At 68.2% G+C, this 22,191-nt stretch carries 16 protein-coding genes and 1 tRNA gene; 11 read left to right on the forward strand and 6 right to left on the reverse strand.

All coding sequences use genetic code 11. The features are described 5' to 3' along the window. Positions 1-153 precede the first annotated feature (153 nt). Positions 154-366 (reverse strand): 30S ribosomal protein S21, encoded by a 213-nt coding sequence (gene rpsU, locus C4B30_RS16420; RefSeq protein WP_006401410.1) that lies wholly within the window; start codon positions 364-366, stop codon positions 154-156. A gap of 521 nt (positions 367-887) precedes the next feature. Here rpsU and C4B30_RS16425 point away from each other — a divergent pair. The 3 genes from C4B30_RS16425 to C4B30_RS16435 all read left to right on the forward strand — a co-directional run bounded on the left by C4B30_RS16425 (position 888) and on the right by C4B30_RS16435 (position 3,641). After that, entirely contained in the window at positions 888-1,706 is an 819-nt protein-coding gene (locus C4B30_RS16425; RefSeq protein ID WP_027783219.1) for a flagellin domain-containing protein, read from the forward strand. Between the two features lie 193 nt (positions 1,707-1,899). Next, positions 1,900-3,315 carry a flagellar filament capping protein FliD gene (gene fliD / locus C4B30_RS16430; RefSeq protein ID WP_027783218.1) on the forward strand — a complete coding sequence of 472 codons (1,416 nt, stop codon included), beginning with the start codon at positions 1,900-1,902 and terminating at the stop codon, positions 3,313-3,315. Between the two features lie 29 nt (positions 3,316-3,344). Beyond that, positions 3,345-3,641: a flagellar protein FliT gene (locus C4B30_RS16435; RefSeq protein WP_027783217.1), complete on the forward strand. Its 297-nt coding sequence runs from the start codon at positions 3,345-3,347 to the stop codon at positions 3,639-3,641. Positions 3,642-3,882: 241 nt separating this feature from the next. Here the strand turns inward: C4B30_RS16435 and C4B30_RS16440 are convergent, their stop codons facing one another. From C4B30_RS16440 to C4B30_RS16450, 3 genes are all read right to left on the reverse strand, one after another. Further along, positions 3,883-6,369 carry a tetratricopeptide repeat protein gene (locus C4B30_RS16440; RefSeq protein WP_027783216.1) on the reverse strand — a complete coding sequence of 829 codons (2,487 nt, stop codon included), beginning with the start codon at positions 6,367-6,369 and terminating at the stop codon, positions 3,883-3,885. Next, entirely contained in the window at positions 6,366-8,564 is a 2,199-nt protein-coding gene (locus C4B30_RS16445) for an O-linked N-acetylglucosamine transferase family protein (protein WP_027783215.1), read from the reverse strand. Before C4B30_RS16445 ends, C4B30_RS16440 begins: the two co-directional genes overlap by 4 nt. Positions 8,565-8,804: 240 nt before the next feature. Further along, a complete protein-coding gene (locus C4B30_RS16450) occupies positions 8,805-10,592 on the reverse strand; it encodes an O-linked N-acetylglucosamine transferase, SPINDLY family protein (RefSeq protein WP_027783214.1) in 1,788 nt (595 codons plus the stop codon). On the opposite strand from C4B30_RS16450, the gene C4B30_RS16455 reads away from it, so the two are divergent. From C4B30_RS16455 to C4B30_RS16485, 7 genes are all read left to right on the forward strand, one after another. Continuing rightward, positions 10,591-10,854, forward strand: a complete 264-nt coding sequence (locus C4B30_RS16455) for a hypothetical protein (RefSeq protein ID WP_027783213.1) — start codon at positions 10,591-10,593, stop codon at positions 10,852-10,854. The genes C4B30_RS16450 and C4B30_RS16455 overlap by 2 nt on opposite strands. Before the next feature lie 144 nt (positions 10,855-10,998). Further along, positions 10,999-11,784 carry a class I SAM-dependent methyltransferase gene (locus C4B30_RS16460; RefSeq protein WP_014722216.1) on the forward strand — a complete coding sequence of 262 codons (786 nt, stop codon included), beginning with the start codon at positions 10,999-11,001 and terminating at the stop codon, positions 11,782-11,784. Next, the gene (locus C4B30_RS16465) at positions 11,781-13,166 is read left to right on the forward strand and encodes an NAD(P)/FAD-dependent oxidoreductase (RefSeq protein WP_027783212.1); all 1,386 of its coding nucleotides are present in this window, start codon (positions 11,781-11,783) and stop codon (positions 13,164-13,166) included. Before C4B30_RS16460 ends, C4B30_RS16465 begins: the two co-directional genes overlap by 4 nt. Next, on the forward strand, positions 13,163-13,885 hold the full coding sequence (locus C4B30_RS16470; protein WP_027783211.1) for a WbqC family protein: 723 nt from the start codon (positions 13,163-13,165) through the stop codon (positions 13,883-13,885). Before C4B30_RS16465 ends, C4B30_RS16470 begins: the two co-directional genes overlap by 4 nt. 10 nt (positions 13,886-13,895) lie before the next feature. After that, entirely contained in the window at positions 13,896-14,543 is a 648-nt protein-coding gene (locus tag C4B30_RS16475; RefSeq protein WP_027783210.1) for a methyltransferase domain-containing protein, read from the forward strand. A gap of 56 nt (positions 14,544-14,599) precedes the next feature. Further along, complete coding sequence (rffA, locus tag C4B30_RS16480; protein ID WP_027783209.1) at positions 14,600-15,757, forward strand: dTDP-4-amino-4,6-dideoxygalactose transaminase; 1,158 nt, start codon at positions 14,600-14,602, stop codon at positions 15,755-15,757. Between the two features lie 2 nt (positions 15,758-15,759). Continuing rightward, the gene (locus C4B30_RS16485) at positions 15,760-19,128 is read left to right on the forward strand and encodes a glycosyltransferase family protein (RefSeq protein WP_027783208.1); all 3,369 of its coding nucleotides are present in this window, start codon (positions 15,760-15,762) and stop codon (positions 19,126-19,128) included. A 70-nt stretch (positions 19,129-19,198) separates the two neighbouring features. On the opposite strand, the gene C4B30_RS16490 is transcribed toward C4B30_RS16485, so the two are convergent. Together C4B30_RS16490 and C4B30_RS16495 are read right to left on the reverse strand one after the other, a co-directional pair. Beyond that, on the reverse strand, positions 19,199-20,749 hold the full coding sequence (locus tag C4B30_RS16490; RefSeq protein WP_027783207.1) for a TIGR04222 domain-containing membrane protein: 1,551 nt from the start codon (positions 20,747-20,749) through the stop codon (positions 19,199-19,201). Between the two features lie 189 nt (positions 20,750-20,938). Next, positions 20,939-21,014: transfer RNA gene (locus C4B30_RS16495), tRNA-Arg, on the reverse strand. 251 nt (positions 21,015-21,265) lie between these two features. Between C4B30_RS16495 and C4B30_RS16500 the strand changes: the two genes are divergently transcribed. Next, positions 21,266-22,153, forward strand: a complete 888-nt coding sequence (locus C4B30_RS16500; RefSeq protein ID WP_027783206.1) for a c-type cytochrome — start codon at positions 21,266-21,268, stop codon at positions 22,151-22,153. Positions 22,154-22,191 lie beyond the last annotated feature (38 nt).

Consider the following 22,191-nt stretch of genomic DNA (forward strand, 5'->3'; position numbering starts at 1 on the left):
GACGATTCGCCCGCCCACCGCTCACCGCCCACCGCCGGGCCTCGGCAGTCGGCGGGAACACCCCCGGAATTTTCCCGGCCTGCAAAAGCAAAACGGCGGAGTGGCCTCTTTCGAGGCACACTCCGCCGTTTCGCGGCGAACCGGCAGACGCTCTTAGTGGAGCTTCTTCGGCAGCATCTGGCTGCGCAGACGCTTGTGCAGGCGCTTGACGGCTGCTGCCTTCTTGCGCTTGCGGACTGCGGTCGGCTTTTCGTAAGACTGGCGCTCACGCAGTTCAGCGATCAGGCCATTTTTTTCGATAGCGCGACGAAAGCGGCGAATCGCCACTTCGAACGGCTCGTTTTCTTTCAGAAGAATCGTCGTCATGTCGTTCCTAAATTGCTTAAACGGTCAAAAACGTAGCGGCCAAGCGCCACGCACCGGCCATCCGAGCGTCCCCACAAACAGGCGAAACGAGCGGAAATACGGCCTCGGAGGCCGGAAAAGAGAGGCGGAAAGCACCGCGAGTACGCTTCACAACCGCGTGCAGCGCCGCGTTTGACTGTCAGCAGACATGCCGAAACCGGCAAAGGCGTGACAGAAAATCTCAATTCAGCCCGCCATCATAGCAGGGAATCACAGATAAAACCACCCTTTTGTCGGTCGCGGGCAAACGTTCCGCCCAACCGCGCGATTCTCGCGCCACGGCCGCCACGCCGCCCGCCATGCCCCGTGCGCCTTCCCGGCGAAACCGGTCCTTCGGTCCCGAATTTCCTCAAACATCCCTCTAAAGTTTTCGCCGGGTGCCGCCGTCAACCAGGAAAGGCGGGCAGCGCCAGACGCAAAAAGCGCCACGCCGAAATCAGAACCTGTCTGTATCTCAGGCATTTTCCAAAACGAGGAAGCAAATGCTGAACATCAACACCAACATCCTTTCGCTGACGACGCAGACGAATCTGTCGGGCTCGCAAAGCGCACTGTCGCAAGCAATCAACCGCCTGTCGTCGGGCAAGCGCATCAACACCGCTGCTGACGATGCAGCAGGCCTGGCGATCTCGACGTCGCAAACGGCGGCAATCAATGCGCTGACGCAAGGTGTTGCAAACGCGAACAACGGCATCTCGATGATCCAGACCGCCAACGGCGCGCTGCAATCGACGGTCGACAACCTGCAGCGTATCCGTACGCTGGCGCAACAAGCGGGCGACGGCTCGCTGGATTCGAGCGCTCGCGCGAACCTGCAAGCTGAAGTGACGACGCGTCTCAGCGAAATCGACCGTGTCGCATCGCAAACGACGTTCAACAGCCAGACCATCCTGGGCGGCGCCGGCAGCGTCACGTTCCAGATCGGCGCAGCAGCGAACCAGGTCGTTACCGTCGACTTCGGCACGGCGAACTGGAACAGCACGGGCATGAGCGTGAACAGCCTGAGCGTCGCCACCCAGTCGGGCGCGCAATCGGCGATCACGGCGATCGACGCGGCACTGAAGCAAGTCAACACGTTCCAGGCAACGCTGGGCGCAGCACAGAACACGTTCCAGGCTGCGATCTCGACGACGCAAACCCAGGCAACCAACATGACCGCCGCTCGCTCGCAGATCACCGACGCGGACTTCGCGACGGAAACGGCGAACCTGAGCAAGGCTCAAGTGCTGCAACAAGCTGGTATCTCGGTTCTGGCGCAAGCGAACTCGCTGCCGCAGCAAGTCCTGAAGCTCCTCGGCTAATCGAGCAGCACCCGCGGCGGGCCACGTGCCCGCCCGCCTCCGGGCACGGCGGCGTCGCCATGCGACGCATCGCGACGCCGCCGAAACCGCCCAGACCGGAATTCTCCAGGGAGGCACGCCTCCCTCTTTGCATTGAACCGCGGCGCCCCGCCGCATCGCGCACGTTGATTGCGCGGACGACCGGAGCAACGGCATGGCCACCACCCCCGTCAGCAGCACGGACATCAGCACCATCCTGGCGAATGCAGGTCAATCGATCATCAGCGGCGCGACCAATTCGACGCTCGACGTCAATACGCTCGTCACGACGCTGGTGAACGCGAAGACGGCCGGGCAATTGCAGGCCCTGCAGACCCGACAGACGAACGACAATACGCAGCTGTCCGCGATCGGCCAGCTGAAGGGCGCGCTGTCCGCGCTGCAGACCGCGCTCACCGGCCTCTCGGACGGCACCGCGCTCGGCAGCCTCGCCGCGACGGCGAGCGGCACGGGCATCGCGACGACGATCAAGAGCGGCAGCGGCGCGGTGGCCGGTTCGTATTCGGTCAATGTCACGCAGCTCGCGACCGCCAACAAGCTGTCGTCGGCCGGCGTGACGTCGGCGGACACGATCTCGGCCGGTTCGCTGAGCATCACCTTCGGCAGCAACCCCGCGTTCAACGTCAACGTGGCGGCCGGCGCATCGCTGTCCGACATCGCGTCGTCGATCAACTCCGCGTCCGGCAATGCCGGCGTCACCGCGTCGGTCATCACCGGTTCGGACGGCCAGCATCTCGTGATGCAGTCGAACGTCACCGGTGCAGCCAACACGATCTCGATCACGGGCACCGGCGTCAACTCGAAACTGACGTCGGGGTACACGACGGTCACGTCGGCCGCCGACGCGAAGCTGACGATCGACGGCACGCCGGTGTCGAGCGCGTCGAACAACGTGTCGGGCGCGCTGACGGGTGTCACGCTGGCGCTGTCGCAGGCCGCGGTCGGCACGACGCAAACCATCACGCTGTCGCAGGACACGGCCGCGGCGACGACCGCGATCAACAATTTCGCGACCGCGTATACCAACTTCGTGAATACCGCGAAATCGCTGTCGAGCTACGACTCGACCGCGAAGACCGCCGGCCCGCTGCTCGGCGACGCGATGCTGAACACGATCAGGAGCACACTCGCGACGACGCTCAGCAGCGGCGTCACGACGGGCGGCACGACCTATGCGCTCGGCAGCATCGGCATCAACGTGGACTCGACCGGCGCGATGTCGGTCGACACCGCCGCGCTGACCACCGCGCTCAAGTCGAACAGTTCCGCGGTGACGGCGATCTTCAACCAGACGAACGGCATCGCCCAGGCGCTCAATGCGAACATCAACTCGTACACGCAGACGTCCGGCCTGATCGACCAGCGCACCAACGCGATCAACGCCGATCTGAAGAGTGTGCAGGGTCAGGCGACGCAGCTGCAGAGCTACTCGGACCAGTTGACCAAGCAATACAATGCGCAATTCACCGCGCTGAACACGCTGATGGCGACGATGGCGAACAACACCCGCTACCTGACCCAGCTGTTCGGCGGCCAGAACAGCGCCGGCGCGATGGCCAACAACAAGTAAGCGTTGGCCGCCCCCTTCGGAGCAGAACCATGACGAACGACACCCTGTCCCGCGCCTTCGACCTGACCCGTGCCATGCAGTCGGCGGCCGATGCGCGCGACTGGGTGCGCGTCGCGGCCCTCGCCGACGAACGCTCGCCGCTGCTGATGAACCTGTCCGGCGAGCAGACCCCGGACGTGCTGGACCAGGTGCGGCAGATCATGGCGATCGACGCGTCGATCACGGAGCATGCGCAGACGGACCGTGACCGCCTGGCTGCGGAATTTGCGCAGTCCCGGGAGCGGATCAAGGCCGCGAGCCAGTACCAGAAAGCCGGCATGCTGTGACCGGCCGGGCGTCTCGCCCGCCGCGCATTTCGAATTAAAAGACGCCGCCAGTCGAGCGGTCCGTTGTCGCCGTACCGTCGAGCCGCTTCAATGCGGCTTTTTTTTCGCGTGCAAGCGGGAGCGCGAGCCGGATCGCGCCGGCTACGCCCGCGTCGCCCGCTCGCCGGCCGCGTCGATCATCTCGGGCGGGCGGCCCGACGATGCGCGAGCGCGGCTTCCAGCCGTGGCGCGATCCCGCTCGTCACGCGTCCCGGGGCGCCGTCTCGCCGGCCGCGTAGCGGGTCCACATGCCGTGCAGCGCGTCCTCGAGGTTGCGTGCGAAGCGCGACGCATCGCACAGCGGCGACGCCAGCGCGCGCTCGCGCAGCGTTGCACGCAGCGTCGCCAGCCCGTCGCGGTCGCGCGCGAACGCGACGGCCTTCGCGAGGTACGCGTCCTCGTCTTCCGCGATCCAGTCGCCCATGCCCGCCGCGTGCAGCAGGCTTTCGCAAATGTGCGTGACGAACCGGCCGCCCTTCATCCCGAGCACCGGCACGCCCATCCACAGCGCTTCGGCCGTGGTCGTGCCGCCCGGATACGGGAACGGGCTCAGCGCGATGTCGATGCGGTTATACGCGGCGAAGTACTCCGCACGCGGCGAACCGCCTTCGAGAATCAGCCGATCCGCGCCGATGCCGTGCCGCGCGAAGCGGTCGAGCGTCGCCTGGTTCACGTCGCCGGCGCCGAGCTCATGGGCCTTCAGCAGCAGGCGTGCGTCCGGCAGTGCGTGCAGGATGCGCGACCACAGCGCGACGACCTCGTCGCTGATCTTGATCAGCTTGCCGAAGCAGCCGAACGTGACGCCGCCATGAGCCGCCATCGGCAGCGGGCCGACCGCGACATCGTACGGCGGCGGCGTGAAGCATAGGTAGCTGTCCGGCAGCCGCCACGGCCGCTCGGTGAAGTGATGCGCCTCGTCGGCCGGTAGCGTATACGCATCGCCGATGAAATAGTCGATCGCGCGGCAACCGGTCGTCGCGAAGAAACCGAGCCAGCTCGCCTGCACCGGCGCGGGCTTGTGCCCGAAGATCGGCAGGCCGCTCCAGTTGGTATGGCCTGCCATATCGATCAGGATGTCGATGCCGTCGTCGCGAATCAGTTGCGCGGCCTCCTCGCGGCCCAGGCTGACCACCTTCTTCCAGCTCGCGAAGTTCGGCCTGAGCCGCGCGGTCACGTCGTCCTCGCCGACGAAGGTCACATAGGCATGCGGCTCGATGCGCGACCGGTCTATCCGCGCGAGCACGCTTTCCAGGAAGATGCCGACCGGGTGCTGGCGCAGGTCGCCCGACACGAAGCCGACGCGCAGCGGCCGCCCCTGCGCCTGCGCGACGCGCTGCGCGCGGTCGTGCTCGAACGGATGCGCGTCGCGCTCGAGATGCTCGCCGTAGCGGCGCGCTTCGGCGACCCACTCCTGCGGCTCGAACGCGGGTGAGCTCGACATGTTGAACAGCATCCGCGAGTACGCGCGATGCAGGTCGTGCCGGATCGCCGAGCGGAACGCATCCAGCGCGCCGGCGAGATCCCCTTTCGCCCACAGGATGTCACCGAGCGTCATCTGGACCTTCAGCGGATCGATGCCGAGCGCCCTCGCGATCTCGGTGTGCTTCATCGCCTCGTCGAGCTTCTCGAGCCGAAACAGCGCGGCGGCGAGATTGTGATGCGCGTCGGCGTCGTCCGGGTTCAGGTCGATCGCATGCCGATGGCTCAACTCCGCGGCGGCCAGCAAGTTGAGGTTGTGATACGCGAAGCCGAGGAAGTTGTATGCGTCGGCCAGTTCGGGATCGACCTCGATCGCACGCCGGCACACCTGCACCGCCTGCCCGTATTCGCCCTGCTGGTTGCGCAAATCGCCGAGCCACGCCCATGCCTGTGCATGCGCGGGGTCGATCGCGACCGCCTGCTCGAGCAGTTCGAGCGCCTTGTCGAAATCGCCGATGCGCTGCAGCAACCTTGCCAGCACGCAGTGCGCGTCTGCGTCGCCCGGATCGAGCCCTTCGCGCGCATGGTCGATCGCGCCGTGCAGATCGCCGGCCGCGCGCAGCGTCGCGCTCAGCCCCCGGTGCGCGACACGGAAGCCCGGTTGCAGCGCGATGGCGCGGCGATAGGCATCCGCGGCATCGTCGAATTTATCCTGCGCATGCAGCGCGTTGCCGAGATTGCAGTACGCATCCGCGTACTGCGGCTGGTGCGCGACGGCCTTGGCGTAGCTCGCGGCCGCCGCTTCGTGCTCGCCCAGGTCCTGCAGCGCATTGCCGAGGTTGTTGTACGCCTGCGCATAGCCGGGGCGCAGCTCAATCGCGCGCGCGCAGCTCTGCATCGCGGCCGCCGGCTCGCGTGCGTCGCGCAACGCGTTGCCGAGGTTGTTGTGCGCCTCCGGATAGTCCGGCCGCAGCGCCACCGCGCGCCGATAGTGCGCGATCGCGTCGTCGAGCCGGCCGCTTTCGCGCAGCATGTTGCCCAAGTTGTTGAAGTACGACGCATCCGGCCGCTCGACGAGCGATTGCTCCATCAGCGCGAGCCCCGCGTCGTACTGCTTCAGCTGGCATGCGAGCAGCCCGAGGAAATGCAATGCATCCGGCTGGCCCGGCTGCGCGGTGAGGATCGCGTCGTACAGTGTCTTCGCTTCCGCGAGACGCCCCGCCTGATGATGCGCGAGCGCGGACTGCAGCGTGTCGTGGATATCGTTCATGCTTCCTGCTCCGAGTTCGTATAGCGTTGCCACATGGCGAGGAACGCCGCTTCGAGATGCGCCGCGAACCGGCGCGCGTCGCACAACGGCGACGCGAGCAGCTGCGCACGCAGGCTCGCGCGCAGCGCCGCGAGGCGCTCGCGATCGTGCACCGCCGCGATCGCCTTCGCGACATAGCTGTCCTCGCCGTCAGCGACCCATTCGCCCATGCCCGCCGCGTGCAGCACGCTTTCGCAGATGTGCGTGACAAAGCGTCCGCCCTTCATGCCGAGCACCGGCACACCCATCCACAGCGCTTCGGCCGTGGTCGTGCCGCCCGGATACGGGAACGGGCTCAGCGCGACGTCGATGCGGTTATATGCGCGGAAGTATTCCGCGCGCGGCGAACCGCCCTCGAGGATCAGCCGGTCCGCGTCGATGCCATGCCGCGCGAAGCGCGCGGCGGTCGCGTCGCGCACGCCCTCGCGACCGAGTTCGTGCGCCTTGAGCAGCAGCCGCGCGTTCGGCAGCGCGTGCAGGATGCGCGACCACGCGCGCACGACGTCGTCGCCGATCTTCACGAGCTGGCCGAAGCAACCTAACGTCGGATGGCCGCTCGCCGCCATCGGCAGCGGGCCGACCTCGACGTCGCAGGCCGGCGGCGTGAAGCACAGGAAGCTGTCCGGCAGCCGCCACGGCTTCTCGACGAAGTGATGCGCTTCGGCGTCCGGCAGCGTGTAGCGGTCGCCGATGAAGTAGTCGATCGCGTCGCAGCCGGTCGATGCGAAGAAACCGAGCCAGCTCGCCTGCACCGGCGCGGGTTTCCAGCCGAACACCGGGAGCCCGCTCGACTGCGTATGGCCCGCGAGGTCGACGAGAACGTCGATTTCGTCGTCGTGGATCATCCGCGCGGCCACGTCCGGACCCAGCGCGGCGATCGAGCGCCAGCCGTTCGCGTGCGGCTTCAGTTTCGCGGTGATCGCGTCCTCCTCGTCCGTGGTCACGTACACGCGCAGGTCGATGCGCGTGCGCTCGAGGTGCGCGAGCACGCTTTCCAGGAAGATCCCGACCGGGTGCAGGCGCAGGTCGCCGGACACGAAGCCGACGCGCAGCGGCCGCCCTTGCGCGCGCGCGCGCCGCTCGCGCGGATCGTGCGCATGGCGCGTCGAACGCGCGGCCAGGTGCCGGCCGTAGCGCCGCGCGTCGGCCAGATAGTCGGCGGGGTTCACGCAAGCGGACGCCGCCGCGCTGAACAGCAGCCGGTTCAGCACGGTCGCCGCCACGTCGTCGGCATCGTCGCGCACCAGCGCAAGCGCGTCGCGATACGCGTGAACCGCGGCATCGACGTTGCCCTGCGCGCGCAGGATGTCGCCGAGATTGACGTGCATCAACACGGCCGGCGGGCCGGCCTGCAACGCCTGCCGGCAATACACGAGCGCCTCGTCGAGCCGCTGCAGCTTCAACAGCACGACGGACAGGTTGTGGCACGCGCCGGCGTCCGCCGGATTGAGCGTGACGGCCGTGCGATGGCACGCTTGCGCATCCTCGAGCCGGTTCAGTCCGTGATACGCGTTGCCCGCGTGGTTATGTGCGTCGCCGAGGTTCGGCGCGTGCCGGATCGCGTCCTGCGCATGCGCGAGCGCTTCCGCGCAGCGCAGTTGCTTGTGACGCACGGCGCTCAGGTTCGCATGGGCCATCGCCATCGACGCATCCAGCTCGATCGCGCGGCCGTAATGCGCGGCGGCGCCATCGAGGTCGCCCAGATCCTGCAGCGCATTGCCGAGGTTGTTGTACGCCTGCGCATAGCCGGGGCGCAGCTCAATCGCGCGCGCGCAGCTCTGCATCGCGGCCGCCGGCTCGCGTGCGTCGCGCAACGCGTTGCCGAGGTTGTTGTGCGCCTCCGGATAGTCCGGCCGCAGCGCCACCGCGCGCCGATAGTGCGCGATCGCGTCGTCGAGCCGGCCGCTTTCGCGCAGCATGTTGCCCAGGTTGTTGAAGTACGACGCGTCCGGCCGCTCGACGAGCGATTGCTCCATCAGCGCGAGCCCCGCGTCGTACTGCTTCAGCTGGCACGCAAGCAGCCCGAGGAAATGCAGCGCATCCGGCTGGCCCGGCTGCGCGGTGAGAATCGCGCCGTACAGCGTCTTCGCTTCCGCGAGACGCCCCGCCTGATGATGCGCGAGCGCCGCCTGCAATGCCTGTCCTGTTCCGTCCATCTCGTCTGTCCTGCTCAATAGGGATGCGGTTCGCGTCGGAAGTCGATCGGCCTGCCGCCGTGCCGATCATCACGGCCGGCGCCGCAATCCCATCGCGCGCCATCCCGACGACGGTGTCGCGCACGCGCCGCCGGTCGGCATGACGATCGCGTCGGCCGGCGCGGTGTTCGGCGCGAGGGGCGCCATGTTCCGCTTGCCGCCAACGTGGAAATGCCCACGCACGTCAAGTCGCGAGCGGCCTCACACGGTTGCGGCCGGCGTGGCTTCGACGTGCTGCGCCCACATGCCGTGCAGTGCGTCCTCGAAGTGGCGCGCGAAGCGGGGCGCGTCGCACAGCGGCGACGCGAGCACCAGCGCGCGCAGCGTCGTGCGCCGCGCCGCCAGCTCGGCAGGCTGGCCGACCTGCGCGACGGCCTTCGCGACATACGCGGCGTCGTCGTCCGCGATCCACTCGGGCAGCCGCGCCGAATGCAGCAGGCTCTCGGCGATGTGCGACAGGAAGCGCTCGCCGCGCCGGCACAGCACGGGCACGCCCATCCACAGCGCTTCGGCGGTCGTCGTGCCGCCCGGATACGGGAACGGGCTCAGCATCAGGTCGACACGCCCGTACGCGGCCAGATATTCGGCGCGCGGCGAGCGGCCTTCGAGGATCAGGCGCTGCGCGTCGATGCCGTGCGCAGCGAAGCGCGCGGCAAGCGCCTGCTGCTCGCGCGGATCGTCGAGATGCTCGGCCTTCACGAACAGCTTCGCGCCCGTGACCGATTGCAGCACGCGCGACCAGACCGCGACGACGTGATCGGTGATCTTCGCGAGCTTGCCGAAATAGCCGAAGGTCGGATGGCCGTTCGCGAGCATCGGCAGCGCGCCGACGTCGACAGGCTCGGCCGGCGGCGTGAAGCACAGATAGCTGTCCGGCAGGTGCCACGGCCGCTCGGTGAAATGCGCGGCCTCGGCGGGCGGCAGCACGTGACGGTCGCCGATCACGTAGTCGATCGCGCCCACGCCGGTGCTCGCGAAATAACCGGGCCAGCTCGCCTGCAGCGGCGCCGGCTTCCACGCGAACAACGGCAGGCGGTTGTAGACCGTGTGGCCCGCCGCGTCGAGCAGCACGTCGATGCGGTCCGCGCGGACACGCGCAGCCGCCGCTTCGTCGCTCAGGCCGGCGATGCTGGTCCATGTCGAGAAGGCCGGCTTGATGCGGGCGGTCACGTCGTCCTCGACGTCGCGCGTCGGGTACGCATGCATCTCGATCCGGTTCGCGTCGAGATGCTTCAGCATGCTCTCGATGAAATAGCCGACCGGATGCGACTTCAGGTCGCCCGACACGATGCCGACCTTCAGCGGCCGCCCGCCCCGGGGAGCCAGGTCGACGAGCCAGTCCGTCCACGGCTTCGCGCAGCGCGTGACGAGTTCGTCGTAGCGCGCGGCCTCGGCGAGATAGGCGTCGTGGTCGAACGCTTCGCTGAAGTGGCTCGCGAACAGCAGGTTGCTGCGCGGCTCCGGCAGTTCGGGGCGCAGCGCGACCGCGTGCCGGTAAGCCTCGAGCGCGGCCGGAATCTCGTTCAGGTCGAACAGCGCATTCGCAACGTTGTTGTAGGCCTGGCCGTTGTCCGGCTTCAGCGCAATGGCCTGGCAGAACGCATCGACGGCCGCGCGGACGTCGCCGGCGAGCCGCAGCGCGTTGCCGAGGTTGTTGTACGCATCGACGTAGTCGGGTCGCAGCTCGATTGCGAGACGGAAGCACTCGGCGGCGGCGGCGTAACGGTTGTCCGCCTGCATCACGTTGCCGAGGTTGTAGTAGTACATCGCGTCCGGCCGGATCTCGATCGCCGCCATGATCAGGTCGGATGCCTCCTGATAGCGCCCGTACTGATGGCCGATCAGGCCGAGGAGGTGAAGCGCGTCCGCGTGCCGGGGATCGGTGTCGAGGATCTGCCGGTACAGCGTCTCGGCCTCTTCCAGCCGTTCGGCCTGATGGTGCGCCAGCGCCTGTTCGATCGTGGCGGCGGCGGGGGAGGTGAGCATCATGAGCTATGTCGTCCTGGTAGCCAATACGGGATTCGAATCGCGGCCGGCGCCGCTGCGTCGGCACACGTCTTCGCCCGCGGACGCACGCATCGACGGTCTCCGACGTGTCCGAATTCTCCACGCGCACGCCGCGTTCCAATTTGGCGAGCAGGTGCTGGAATTGGTCGCTATTCCCGCGACTGCAAGCCGCGCCCGCGGGCGCCCCGAATTCGCGCCGGACACGCGCGCATCCATCGAAATGCGGGGTGAAACCACCCGCTAATCCGACATTCGATCCTGGCGGCGCTCGCTAGACTTGATCGTAGAAAGATGTCCGACCTGCGACGCTCGGACGGTTGCGCATTCCGATGCCACCGCGCCGACACGCGCTCGTCCGGTCACACCCTTTGTGCCTGGAGCCCTGTGTATGCACGAATCAGCGATCATCACCAACGCAGATGGCGATCAGCTCGCGGCGCGCCGCGAACTGTTCGACCTGATGCAGACCTACCCCGCGACGCGCGAGGAACTGGAACGGTCGCTCGGCCTGTTCGTGCGCGGCTCGCTCCTCGCACGCATTCTCGCGACCTTCGAGATTTATCAAAAAATCGTGCCGCTGCCGGGCGCGATCCTCGATCTCGGCACGTGGCGCGGGCAGACCGCCGTGCTGTGCGAGAACTTCCGCGCGATTCTCGAGCCGCTGAACTTCCAGCGTCGGATCCACGCATTCGATACGTTCACGGGCTACACGGGCTTCGCCGAGCACGACACGCGCGACCGCAAGCTGTTCTCCGACGGCACGTACTCGCTGTCCGGCGAGTACGCCGACCTGCTGCGCAAGCTGCTGAACCTGCACGAGCGCAGCAACGCGATGGGACACGTGCATGACAAGCACCACGTGTGGGAAGGCGACTGCCGCGACACGCTGGCGGCGTTCGACGAAGCGCATCCCGGCGAGATGGTCGCGCTCGCGTGGTTCGACCTGAACGTGATCGAGCCGACCCGGCACGCGTTCGACGCGGTGATGGAGCGGCTGGTGCCCGGCGGCGTCGTCGCGTTCTGGCAGCTCACCCGCGGCGGCCAGCTGCCCGCGGAAGGCGTCCATTACCTGCGCGACCTGCTCGGCAACCGTCCGCACCAGATCCACAAGGCTGCAGCCTATCCGTCGCTCTGCTACCTGTCATTCCCCGAAGGTGGGGGCACACGCAAATGAAAATCGCAATCCTCGGCAACGGCATTCTCGGCCTGATGACGGCCCGCGCATGGCAGCAGGCCGACGCGGGCGTCGAGCTCGTGATCGTCGGCCACGCGCACCGGCCCGGCTCGGCCACGCGCGCCGCGGCGGCGATGCTCAATTCGTTCACCGAGCTGGAAGGCGATTCGCTCGGCACGCCGATCGACCGCTTCAAGTTCGAGCTGAGCCGCGGCGCGACGGCGGCCTGGCCCGCCGTATTCGCTGAAATCTGCACGCCGGAGCGCGCGGTCGCGCACGGCTTCGGCACCTTCGTGCTGAACAACGCGGCGACCGACGCGCTCGACGACGAGAACTTCGCGGCCATGCAGCGGTTCTGCCGCGAATTCGAGGAGCCCTGCGAGGCGGTCGATCCGTCAGGGATCCCGAACTATCATCCGGACCCGCGCTATCGCGCGCTGAAGGCGGTCTTCCTGAAGCGCGAAGGCTGGGTCAATCCGAAACAGTTTCTCGACGCGCTGACCGCGTCGGTCGCGCAAGCCGGCAACGTGCGCTTCATCGACGCCGAGGTCGAGCGGCTCGACACCGCGGCCGGACGCGTCACCGGGGCGCGCCTGTCCGATGGCAGCGTGCTCGGCGCGGACCGCTTCATCCTCTGCAACGGCGCCAACGTGACGCGCGTGCTGCAGGCGAGCCTGCCCGAGCTGCCGGTGCAGCGGATGTTCTACGGCATCGGCATGTCGATCGAACTGCAGAGCACGGAGAACGTGCACACGCACTGCGTGCGCACGACCAACCGCGGCCTCGCGTGCGGTGTGTATTCGGCGCCGTACGGGCCCGACCGGACCCTCGTCGGCGCCAGCAACTACATCAGCCCGGTGCCGCACGAGCACGGCCACGCCGGCAGCGCGTACACGCTGCTCAAGTCCGCGATGGACCAGATCAACACCCGCTTCTCGCGCGCGAACCTGGTCAATGTCAACGTCGGCTGGCGACCGACGACGTCCGACCTGTATCCGCTGTTCGGCGAAACCAGCGTGCGCGACCTGTGGATTCTCGGTGGCACCAAGCGCGACGGTTTCCACCTGTCGCCGGTGCTGTGCCGCGATCTCGTCGCGGCGATGCGCGGCGAGCCGATCGATCCGCGCTACGCGGAACTCGCGCCCGAACGCCCGCTGATCCGCAACATGACGCGCGAGGCCGCGATCGCGAAGACGGTACGCCATCAGCTCAATGCCGCGTACCAGCACGACTTCGTGCCGGCGCGCAACCGCATGGTCGAACAGCTTCGGAACGCGATGCGCGCGGACCTGGAGGCGCTGCACGACAAGCTGGGCGCAACGGACTGGGGCATTCCGCCCGAGCTCGTCGACATGTACCGGTACGGCCACATTCCGGCATGAGCGGTGCGACCATGAACCGCGACGCGAAGCGGGTAGCGATCGTCCAGTCCAACTACATTCCGTGGAAGGGCTACTTCGACCTGATCGCCGCCAGCGACGAGTTCATCCTCTACGATGACGCGCAGTACACGCGCCGCGACTGGCGCAACCGCAACCAGATCAAGACGCCGCAGGGCGTGCAATGGCTGAGCGTGCCGGTAAAGGTGAAGGGCAAGTATCACCAGTCGATCCGCGAAACCGAGATCGACGGCGCCGACTGGGCGCCGCTGCACTGGAAGGCCCTGCAGCAGAACTACGCGCGCGCGCCGCACTTCGCGCGCTATGCGGACGAGCTCGAAGCGCTCTACACCGGTCGCACCTACGGGATGCTGAGCGAGCTGAATTTCGCGATGCTGACGTGGGTCCTGCGGCAACTGGAGATCGGCACGCGCGTGTCGTCGACGTCGGACTATGCGCTGCACGGCGACCGCACCGAGAAGCTGCTGAACCTGTGCGTGCAGGCGAGCGCGTCCGAGTACCTGTCCGGCCCGGCCGCGCGCAGCTACCTCGACGAGAGCCTGTTCGCCGATGCCGGCGTCGCGGTGCGCTGGTTCGACTATCCGAGCTATCCCGAGTATCCGCAGCAGTGGGGCGACTTCGTCCACGGCGTGACGGTGCTCGACGTGCTGTTCAACTGCGGTCCCGACGCGCGTCGGTACGCGCTGACCTCGAAAGACTGAGGCGATGTCCATGAGCGAATCCCGGCATGCGAGCCTGCTGGAAGAAGTGGCCGCGTACTACAGCGCGCGGCTGGCGGAGCACGGCGCGACCGCGCGCGGCGTCGACTGGAACGGCGAAACGAGCCAGTTCCTGCGCTTCGAACAACTGACGAAGATCCTGCCCGAGTCCGGCGGCCACTCGATGAACGACATCGGCTGCGGCTACGGCGCGCTGGTCGATTTCCTGAAGGCGCGTGCGCTGCCGGACGGCTTCGCGTATGCGGGCTACGACATCTCGTCCGATATGGTCGACGCCGCGCGGCAGCGCTATCGCGAAGACGCGAACGTCGCATTTCATGTCGGCGCGGTGCCGCAGGCCGCGTCGGACTACGGGATCGCATCCGGCATCTTCAACGTCAGGCGCGGTCACGGCGACGACGCATGGCTCGACTACATCCACGCGACGCTCGACACGCTGCACGCGACGAGCCGACTGGGCTTCGCGTTCAACTGCCTGACGTCGTATTCCGATCCGCCGTTCATGCGCCCGGACCTCCTGTACTACGCGGACCCGTGCGCGCTGTTCGATCGCTGCAAGCGCCGCTATTCGCGTCACGTCGCGCTGCTGCACGACTACGGCCTGTACGAGTTCACGATTCTCGTCCGCAAGGACATCTGAGCGGCGCCGCGCGCAAGCCGCGCGGCCGAACGTCCCCCTTACTGCGGAGCCTGACCATGTTCGGCCCACCCAATCTCGACGTCATTCCGTTCGGCCGCCCGTTCGTGGTCGGCAAGGAGCTCTACTACATCGCGAAAGCGGTCGAGCAGGGCGGCCTCGCCGGCGACCAGGCGTTCACGAAGCTCTGCCACCGCTGGCTGGAAGCGCGCATCGGCTGCCAGCGCGCGCTGCTCACGCACTCGTGCACGGCCGCGCTCGAGATGGCCGCGATCCTCGCCGACGTGCAGCCCGGCGACGAAGTGATCATGCCGTCCTACACGTTCGTGTCGACCGCCAACGCGTTCGTGCTGCGCGGCGCGACGCCGGTGTTCGTCGACATCCGCCGCGACACGCTGAACCTTGACGAGACGCAGATCGCCGCCGCGATCACCCAGCGCACGCGCGCGATCGTGCCGGTGCACTACGCGGGCGTCGCATGCGACATGGACGCGATCGGGCAGCTCGCGGCGGACCACGACCTGTGGGTGATCGAGGACGCCGCTCAGGCGCTGCAGTCGTCGTGGAACGGCAAGCCGCTCGGCAGTCTCGGCCACCTCGCGTGCCTCAGCTTCCACGAGACCAAGAACGTGATCTCGGGCGAAGGCGGCGCGCTGCTGGTCAACGACCCGCGCCTCGTCGAGCGCGCGGAGATCATCCGCGAGAAGGGCACCAACCGCAGTCAGTTCTTCCGCGGGCAGGTGGACAAGTACACATGGGTCGACGTCGGTTCGTCGTTCCTGCCGGGCGAGTTGATCGCGGCGTTCCTGTACGCGCAGTTCGAGCACGCGGACGTGATCACCGCGCAGCGGCGCGCGACCGTGCAGCGCTACCAGGACGCACTGCAGCCGCTGCGCGCGGACGGGCTGATCGAGCTGCCCGCGATTTCGCTCGCCGAGCGCGGCAACGGCCACATGTTCTATTTCCTCGCACGCGACCTCGCCGAACGCACCGAGCTGCTGCAGCAGATCCGCGCGGTGGGCGTGAACGCGGTGTTCCACTACGTGCCGCTGCACAGTTCGCCGGCCGGCCAGCGCTATGGGCGCTGCGGGTCCGGCATGGCGGTGACGGACCTCGTCGCCGACCGGCTCGTCCGGCTGCCGCTTTACCACGACATGACCGAAGCCGAACAGGATCGCATCCTCGACGTGGTCTTCGATTTCTACCGCACCCGATAACGATGACGACTCCCAAACCTGGCCTGGCGCACGGCGGTTCGCGCATCTTTACGCGACTCGGCCACCCGTACTACATCCTCGCGCCGAATTTCCGGCAAACCTCCGGCGGGATCCGCGCGATGCACTACCTGTGCCACGTGCTGAATCTGCTCGGCCACGAAGCGTACGTCTGCACGCCGATCGTGCATCCTGACCTGCGCACGCCGCCGCTGACCAACGACATCGTGCAGGCGCACGCCCGCGCGAATCGCAGCCCGATCGTCGTCTACCCTGATGTCGTCACCGGCAATCCGTTCAACGCGCGCTGCGTCGTGCGCTACCTGCTGGCCGAGCCCGGTCGCATCAACGGCGAACCGATCGCCCTGCAGCCGAACGACCTCATCTTCACGTTCGGGCCGTCGCTGGTGCCCGAAGAATGGAAGGCGGACCTGCTGCGCATACCGCTGGTCGACACGCGCATCTTCAACAGCGACGGTGTCGACAACGCCCGCCGCAACGGCACGGCCGTCTTCATCAATCGCCACCTGCGGCGCGGCGGCACGCTGCATCCGGTCACCGCCGAGTCGATCGAAATCTCGACCCGCGTGCCGGAACGTTCGGCGCACGAACTCGCGGCGCTGTTCCGACAGGTCGAGTGCGTGTACATGTACGAATGGTCCACCGCCGTGTTCGAAGCGCTGCTGTGCGGATGCCCGGTCGTGTGCATCATGAATGACGCGTCGCTGTCGGAGCCGACCCGGTGGGTGATGGACGGCAAGGGCATCGCGTGGGGGCTCGACGAACACGAGATCGCGCACGCGAAGGCCACCGTTCACGAAGCGCGCGGCGTCTACCTGAAGGAAGAGGACGCGTTCTGGCAGCAGTTGCAGAACTTCGTCGAGCGGACCCAGGCACACGCGGACAAGCTGGATGCGCAGGCCGTCGCGACGGGCGCCGCCGCCCAGGGGCAGCCGGCGTCCGCGCCGTGCTCGTGCATCGCGGTCGTCACCGCCGGACCGGCCGACCACGCGCGCACCAGCCTGCGCTTCGCGCAGCCGTTCGCGCGGCTGGACCGCGAATGGGCACTGACTTTCCCTGTCACGCCAGCCGGCATCGATCCCGAGGCGCTGCAGCGCGCCGACCTGATCGTGCTGCAGGGCGACACGCCGGGCCTGCTGTCCCCCGCCACGCTGGAACACCTGTTCTCGCTCGGCAAGCCGGTCGTCCTCGAGATCGACGCGCCGCTCGACACGCTGCTCGCCGACATCCCCGGCGCGGCCGACAACGCGCGCCGCAAGGCGGGCATCCGCAGCGCCGTGCAGCGCGCGCATGCGCTCGTCGTGTCGTCGGAAGCGCTGGCGCGGCAGTACCGTCATGTCAACGCATCGGTCCACGTGCTGCCGACCGGCGTCGATCTCAAGCGTCTGCACCGCGCGGCGCCCGGCGTGCGCGACCGCGTGAACCTCGCCGTTTCCGGCGCCGGTCTCGACGGCGTGCGTCTCGAGCAGGTCCGCCAGGCGCTGGCCGAGCTCCGCCGCCGGTTTCCGGGGAAGCTCCGGGTGTCGTTCGTCGGCGCGGCGCTGCCGGCCGGCTGGGACCGCGAACCGGACGTCACGCTGATCGCCGAGCCTGCCCCTTACGACAGCTACGCCGACGCGCTGAAGCGCGCGGACCTCGACATCGCGCTGGTCGCGACGCCGGTCACGTTGCGCGACGATGCGCCGCCGCGCGCATGGCTCGAATGCTCGGCGGCCGGCGCGGCCACGGTGCTCGTCGCCACGCCGACGGAAGGTTGCCCGGTTGTTCACGGCCGCACGGGCTGGCTCGTCGCCGACACCGCCGACGCGTGGGTCGACGCGATCGCGCACCTGATCGAGCATCCGCAAACCCGCGCGCAACTCGCCGCGGCCGCGCAGGATGCGATCCGTGCGCAGCACGACATCGGCCGCAACGCCGCGCGCCACGGCGTGCTGTACACGCGGCTGCTCGCGGAGAACCGGACGCTGGCGCCTGTCGCCGCGACTGCGGACGCCGCACCGCGCCGCAAGCGCCTGATCGTGTATTCGATCGATCCGGACGCGTGCGCGTCATCGCGAATTCGCCTCACGCTGCCGTTCGGTCTGCTGAACGACGAATGGGAACTCGTCCCGGGCATCCGGGACGGCCAGATCGACAGCAGCGTGCTGGCCACGGCCGACGCCATCCTGCTGCACCGGCTGACGCCCGGCATCCTGACGGGCAACGACCTGTATACGATCTTCAAGCATGAAAAGCCGGTGATCTACGAGACCGACGACCTGCTGACCGACCTGCCGGCCGCGCACCCGCTCGCCGCGCAAGGCGGGATGGCCCGCGCGGGGATCGAGCTCGTGCTGCGCAACGCGGACGCCGTGATCGTATCCACGCCGTTCATCGCCAGCCGCTACCGGCTGTCGCACCCGCGCGTTCACGTGCTGCCCGACAGCGTGGACTTCGACCGGTTCTACCGCCCCGTGACGGCGCGCGGCGACGACTGCGTGACGATCGGCATCGCCGGCGCGTCGCTGCGCGCCGACAACTTCGCGCTCGTCGACGCGGCGCTGCAGGCGGTCTGCGCGCGCCATCCCGGCAAGGTCAAGGTGAGTTTCGTCGGCGCGGACGTCCCGCCAGGCTGGGCCGGCCACCCGGACGCCGGGTGCGAGCCCGAGCTTCACGACTACGACGCGCACGCACGACGCCTGCCGGAACGGTGCTGGGACATCGCGCTGCTGCCGCTCGCCGACCACGACTACAACGCCGGCACGAGCACGATCCAGTGGCAGGAATACGCGGCGGCCGGCATCGCCTCGATCGTCAGCGACCGGCCAGCCTATCGCCTCGCGCTGCACGACGGCTGCGACGGCCTGCTGGTCCCGGACGAGCCGCAGGCGTGGGTCGACGCGCTCGACCGGCTGATCGCGAACCCGGCGCTGCGCCGCGGGCTCGCGCGCACGGCGCAGGCGAAGGTCCGCAAGCATCACGCGCTACAGCAGGCGCTGCCGCGCTATCGCCATGTGTATCAGCAGTGCATCGACAAAGGCGCTGCCGGCAACGCGCCCGGCCGGCCGGATGCGCCGATCCCCGGCGCGCTGATCCTGGACGCCGAGGGCGACCTCGACAAGGTCCGGCTGAGCCTGCAGGAAATCGCAAGGCGGCCGGAACAGGATCTGCTGGCGGTCGTGCTGACCACGTCGCAGGCGACGCTGCCCGAATGGACCGACAAGGTGCGCTACCTGCACGCGCCCGTGCACGAGTACACGGCCACCGTCGAGCAGCTCTGCGCCCTGCCGGCGTTCGACTGGACGCTGATCGTCGAGGCGGGCGACGGGCGTGCTGCGCAGGCACGAACGCCCGCCGATGCCGCAATCGCGTAGTTCGGCGCGCGCCGTGCCGCTTGCCTGACGCAGGCGGCCCGGCGCGCTATCCCGGCAGCGCGCCCTATGCTCAGTTGCTCGAACAGCCGCCGCAACTGCTTGAGCTGCATGAGCTCGATGAACTGCACGAACTCGAACTGCCGCCGGCGTCGGAGCCGGAGTCGGACGGACCGCTCGACCCGCCGGTGTTCACGGCGACGGGCGGCGGCGCCATCAGCACGCTCGAATGCGCGGCCCACACGGTGCCGGCGAGCGCGCCGGCGCCGAACAGCGCGGCCGTCCACAAGAGGCCGTCCGGCATCGCGCGGTCGCCCCGGCGTTCGTCGCGGTGCGCGGCGAGCGCCGCCTCGCCGCCGCGCGTCATGCCGCCGCGCCCGAAGCCGGGCAGGCGGCCGACCATGAAGTGGTACGCGACCATGAACGCCGTCATGAAAATCATCAGCAGCAGCACGGGCCGGCCGCGGGTCAGGCCGACCGCGAGCTTCGCCGTGCCCGCGCCGAACACGAGCAGCAGGATCGCGCGCGCGGCCATCCGCGTCGCCCGCATCTCGCCCGGCGCCCAGAGCCAGCCTTTGCGCTGCAACGCTGCGGCGCAGTCGGCTTCGCGCCACGCGAGACGCTGACCGAACGCGTGGCAGCTCGTCTCGCCACCAGGTTGCCTCTTCAGCCATTCCCAGTCGGCGCCATAAGCGCCTGCATGTCGCGGATCGTCGATCCGCACCCGCGCGCCGTGGACCTTGCTCATCCGCAGTTCGATCGCACCGGCATGCGCGAGCGACAGCATCGCGACCTGCGCCATCCGCGCGCCGCCGCCCGCGAGATACGCCGCTTCCTCCGCGCTCAGGTCGGGCGACGATTCGGGGGCACGCGTTCCCCACGCACGGTGGCGGTATTCGATCCACTGCAGGCCGGCGATCAGCAGCAGCGCGGCGATGCAGAGCGGCACGTAGAACAACCCGAGAAAGTCCGGCCCAGAGAAGTCCAGCACATTGAAATCGCTCGCGCTCGCGCAGGTCGCCGCGACGCTGATCGCCGCCGTTGGCCACGCGAACCTCGCGAAGCGCCGCCAGCGTCGCGTGCGCGCGGCGGGCGCGCTCGAAGGGCCGTCGCGCAGTTCTGCGCGCTGCTGCACCGGGGCGTCGGCGGGCACGGCCGGCTCGGCCGCGGGGCGCGGCCATATCGCTTCGGGCGGTTCGCAGCCCAACAGCCGGCGGTAGCTGTCGAGCGTCTGCCGATAGTGCCACGCGTACTGCGCGGCCTCGTCGGGCGCGCCCGCGCCCGGCACGTGATGCAGCGGCGCGCGCAGCACGTCGGCACAGAACACGTCCCAGTATTCGCGCGTGTATTGCAGGTGCAGGTGCCACGCGGCATCGACCGCGACCGACGGCGTGACCGGATGGCCGGCTACCTGCGCGAGAAACGCGAAGCGCTTGTATTCGTCGATCACGGCCAGCGCGTGCGCATGCGACCAGCCTTCGGCTTCGGCAACGCGGCGGCTGTATGGCAGCGGCGCGTGCAGATCGTCGGGAGAATAGGTGTTCAGACGCGCGAGCAGCGCCTGCTGCGCATCGGTCAGCGCGCAGCCAGCGACTTCGGTCGAGGTGGACGGAATGGCAGCCATCGGAGTCGGCGCGATGCGCGGACGGCCGCCGCGATCGACGCTTTGAGTTGTCGTTGCGGGCGATTCTCGCACAATGGAAAGGTGGGGGAATACCGGGGGAAATGACGGCGCGATACCGTGCGGTGATGTTACGCCTGGACGACTTCAGGAAAACGGATCGGGAAAATCGACGCCTGGAATCAGGCTATTTGGCGCGCCCGGCTGGGATCGAACCAGCAACCCCTGCCTTCGGAGGGCAGTACTCTATCCATTGAGCTACGGGCGCGTGAGACAGTGAAGCGACCCCATATACAGGCCGCCCACGATTGGCAAGACGGCAAGGATACCCGGTTTCCCATGACGCGTCCACCTTGCCCGCCGAATCGCCGCCGGGCGAGCCTGCGTGCGGGTAAACACGCGCCATCGCACCGCTCGCCGTGATGTAAACGTTCCGTCTATAATCGTCCGTGCTTCATTGGACTGCCATTTTGCCGTTGCACCGCGCTCACAATTCCTATTCATGGAGACGAGGCAAGCATGAGCGAAGCACCCCACGAATCTCCCGTCAAAACCCCCGGGCAGCTGATTGCCGTCATCATCGCGTCGTTCGCGATTCCGATTGTCCTGATCGTCCTGTTCGCCAATTACGCGAACCATGCGTTCCGTTCCGGCGCCGGCACGGACGCGCTATCCGACGAGCAGGTCGCCGCGCGTATCGCCCCGCTCGCGAAGGTCGACGTGAAGGACGCCAACGCGCCCCACACGTACAAGACCGGCGAGGAAGTCTACAAGGCCGTCTGCGTGACCTGCCACGGCACCGGCGCCGCCGGCGCGCCGAAGTTCGGCAACAAGGACGACTGGGCGCCGCGCATCTCGCAAGGCTTCGACACGCTGCTGAAGACGGCCCTCGCGGGCAAGGGCGCGATGCCGGCGCGCGGCGGCACGAGCCCCGACGACGTCAGCGACTATGAAATCGCCCGCGCGATCGTCTACATGGCGAACAACGACGGCGCGAATTTCCCCGAACCGGCCGCGCCGGCCGCCAACGCGGCGCAGCCCGTCAGCGGCGCACCCGCGTCGGGGGCCGACGCGTCGAACGCGCAGGCCGCCGCCGCCATGGCTGCGATCGCCGCGATCCCGAAGGCCGGCGAAAAGCCCGCGGCCGCCCCGGCCGGCGCCGATGCGGCAACGGCCGGCAAGGCGCTGTACACGTCGACCTGCCAGGCCTGCCACGCGGCCGGCGTGCTCGGCGCGCCGAAGTTCGGCAGCAAGGAAGACTGGGCGCCGCGCCTGAAGGATTCGATGGATACGGTCTACAACTACGCGCTGCACGGCAAGGGCGCGATGCCGCCGAAGGGCGGGTCGAGCGCGTCGGATGCCGACGTGAAGGCGGCCGTCGACTACATGGTCAACGCGGCGAAGTAACGCGCCCACCCGGCCATCCGTAAAAAACCCCCGCGACG

It is taken from the genome of Burkholderia sp. BE12, from assembly GCF_002959955.1.
Taxonomy (GTDB): domain Bacteria; phylum Pseudomonadota; class Gammaproteobacteria; order Burkholderiales; family Burkholderiaceae; genus Burkholderia.

Excerpts from the sequence above, each read along its gene's own strand:
- C4B30_RS16450 (WP_027783214.1), bottom strand. The coding sequence starts at position 10,592 with ATGATGCTCACCTCCCCCGCCGCCGCCACGATCGAACAGGCGCTGGCG.
- C4B30_RS16445 (WP_027783215.1), bottom strand. The coding sequence starts at position 8,564 with ATGGACGGAACAGGACAGGCATTGCAGGCGGCGCTCGCGCATCATCAG.
- C4B30_RS16475 (WP_027783210.1), top strand. The coding sequence starts at position 13,896 with ATGAGCGAATCCCGGCATGCGAGCCTGCTGGAAGAAGTGGCCGCGTAC.
- fliD (WP_027783218.1), top strand. The coding sequence starts at position 1,900 with ATGGCCACCACCCCCGTCAGCAGCACGGACATCAGCACCATCCTGGCG.
- C4B30_RS16435 (WP_027783217.1), top strand. The coding sequence starts at position 3,345 with ATGACGAACGACACCCTGTCCCGCGCCTTCGACCTGACCCGTGCCATG.
- C4B30_RS16425 (WP_027783219.1), top strand. The coding sequence starts at position 888 with ATGCTGAACATCAACACCAACATCCTTTCGCTGACGACGCAGACGAAT.
- rpsU (WP_006401410.1), bottom strand. The coding sequence starts at position 366 with ATGACGACGATTCTTCTGAAAGAAAACGAGCCGTTCGAAGTGGCGATT.
- rffA (WP_027783209.1), top strand. The coding sequence starts at position 14,600 with ATGTTCGGCCCACCCAATCTCGACGTCATTCCGTTCGGCCGCCCGTTC.
- C4B30_RS16490 (WP_027783207.1), bottom strand. The coding sequence starts at position 20,749 with ATGGCTGCCATTCCGTCCACCTCGACCGAAGTCGCTGGCTGCGCGCTG.
- C4B30_RS16460 (WP_014722216.1), top strand. The coding sequence starts at position 10,999 with ATGCACGAATCAGCGATCATCACCAACGCAGATGGCGATCAGCTCGCG.
- C4B30_RS16485 (WP_027783208.1), top strand. The coding sequence starts at position 15,760 with ATGACGACTCCCAAACCTGGCCTGGCGCACGGCGGTTCGCGCATCTTT.
- C4B30_RS16440 (WP_027783216.1), bottom strand. The coding sequence starts at position 6,369 with ATGAACGATATCCACGACACGCTGCAGTCCGCGCTCGCGCATCATCAG.
- C4B30_RS16455 (WP_027783213.1), top strand. The coding sequence starts at position 10,591 with ATGAGCTATGTCGTCCTGGTAGCCAATACGGGATTCGAATCGCGGCCG.
- C4B30_RS16470 (WP_027783211.1), top strand. The coding sequence starts at position 13,163 with ATGAGCGGTGCGACCATGAACCGCGACGCGAAGCGGGTAGCGATCGTC.
- C4B30_RS16465 (WP_027783212.1), top strand. The coding sequence starts at position 11,781 with ATGAAAATCGCAATCCTCGGCAACGGCATTCTCGGCCTGATGACGGCC.
- C4B30_RS16500 (WP_027783206.1), top strand. The coding sequence starts at position 21,266 with ATGAGCGAAGCACCCCACGAATCTCCCGTCAAAACCCCCGGGCAGCTG.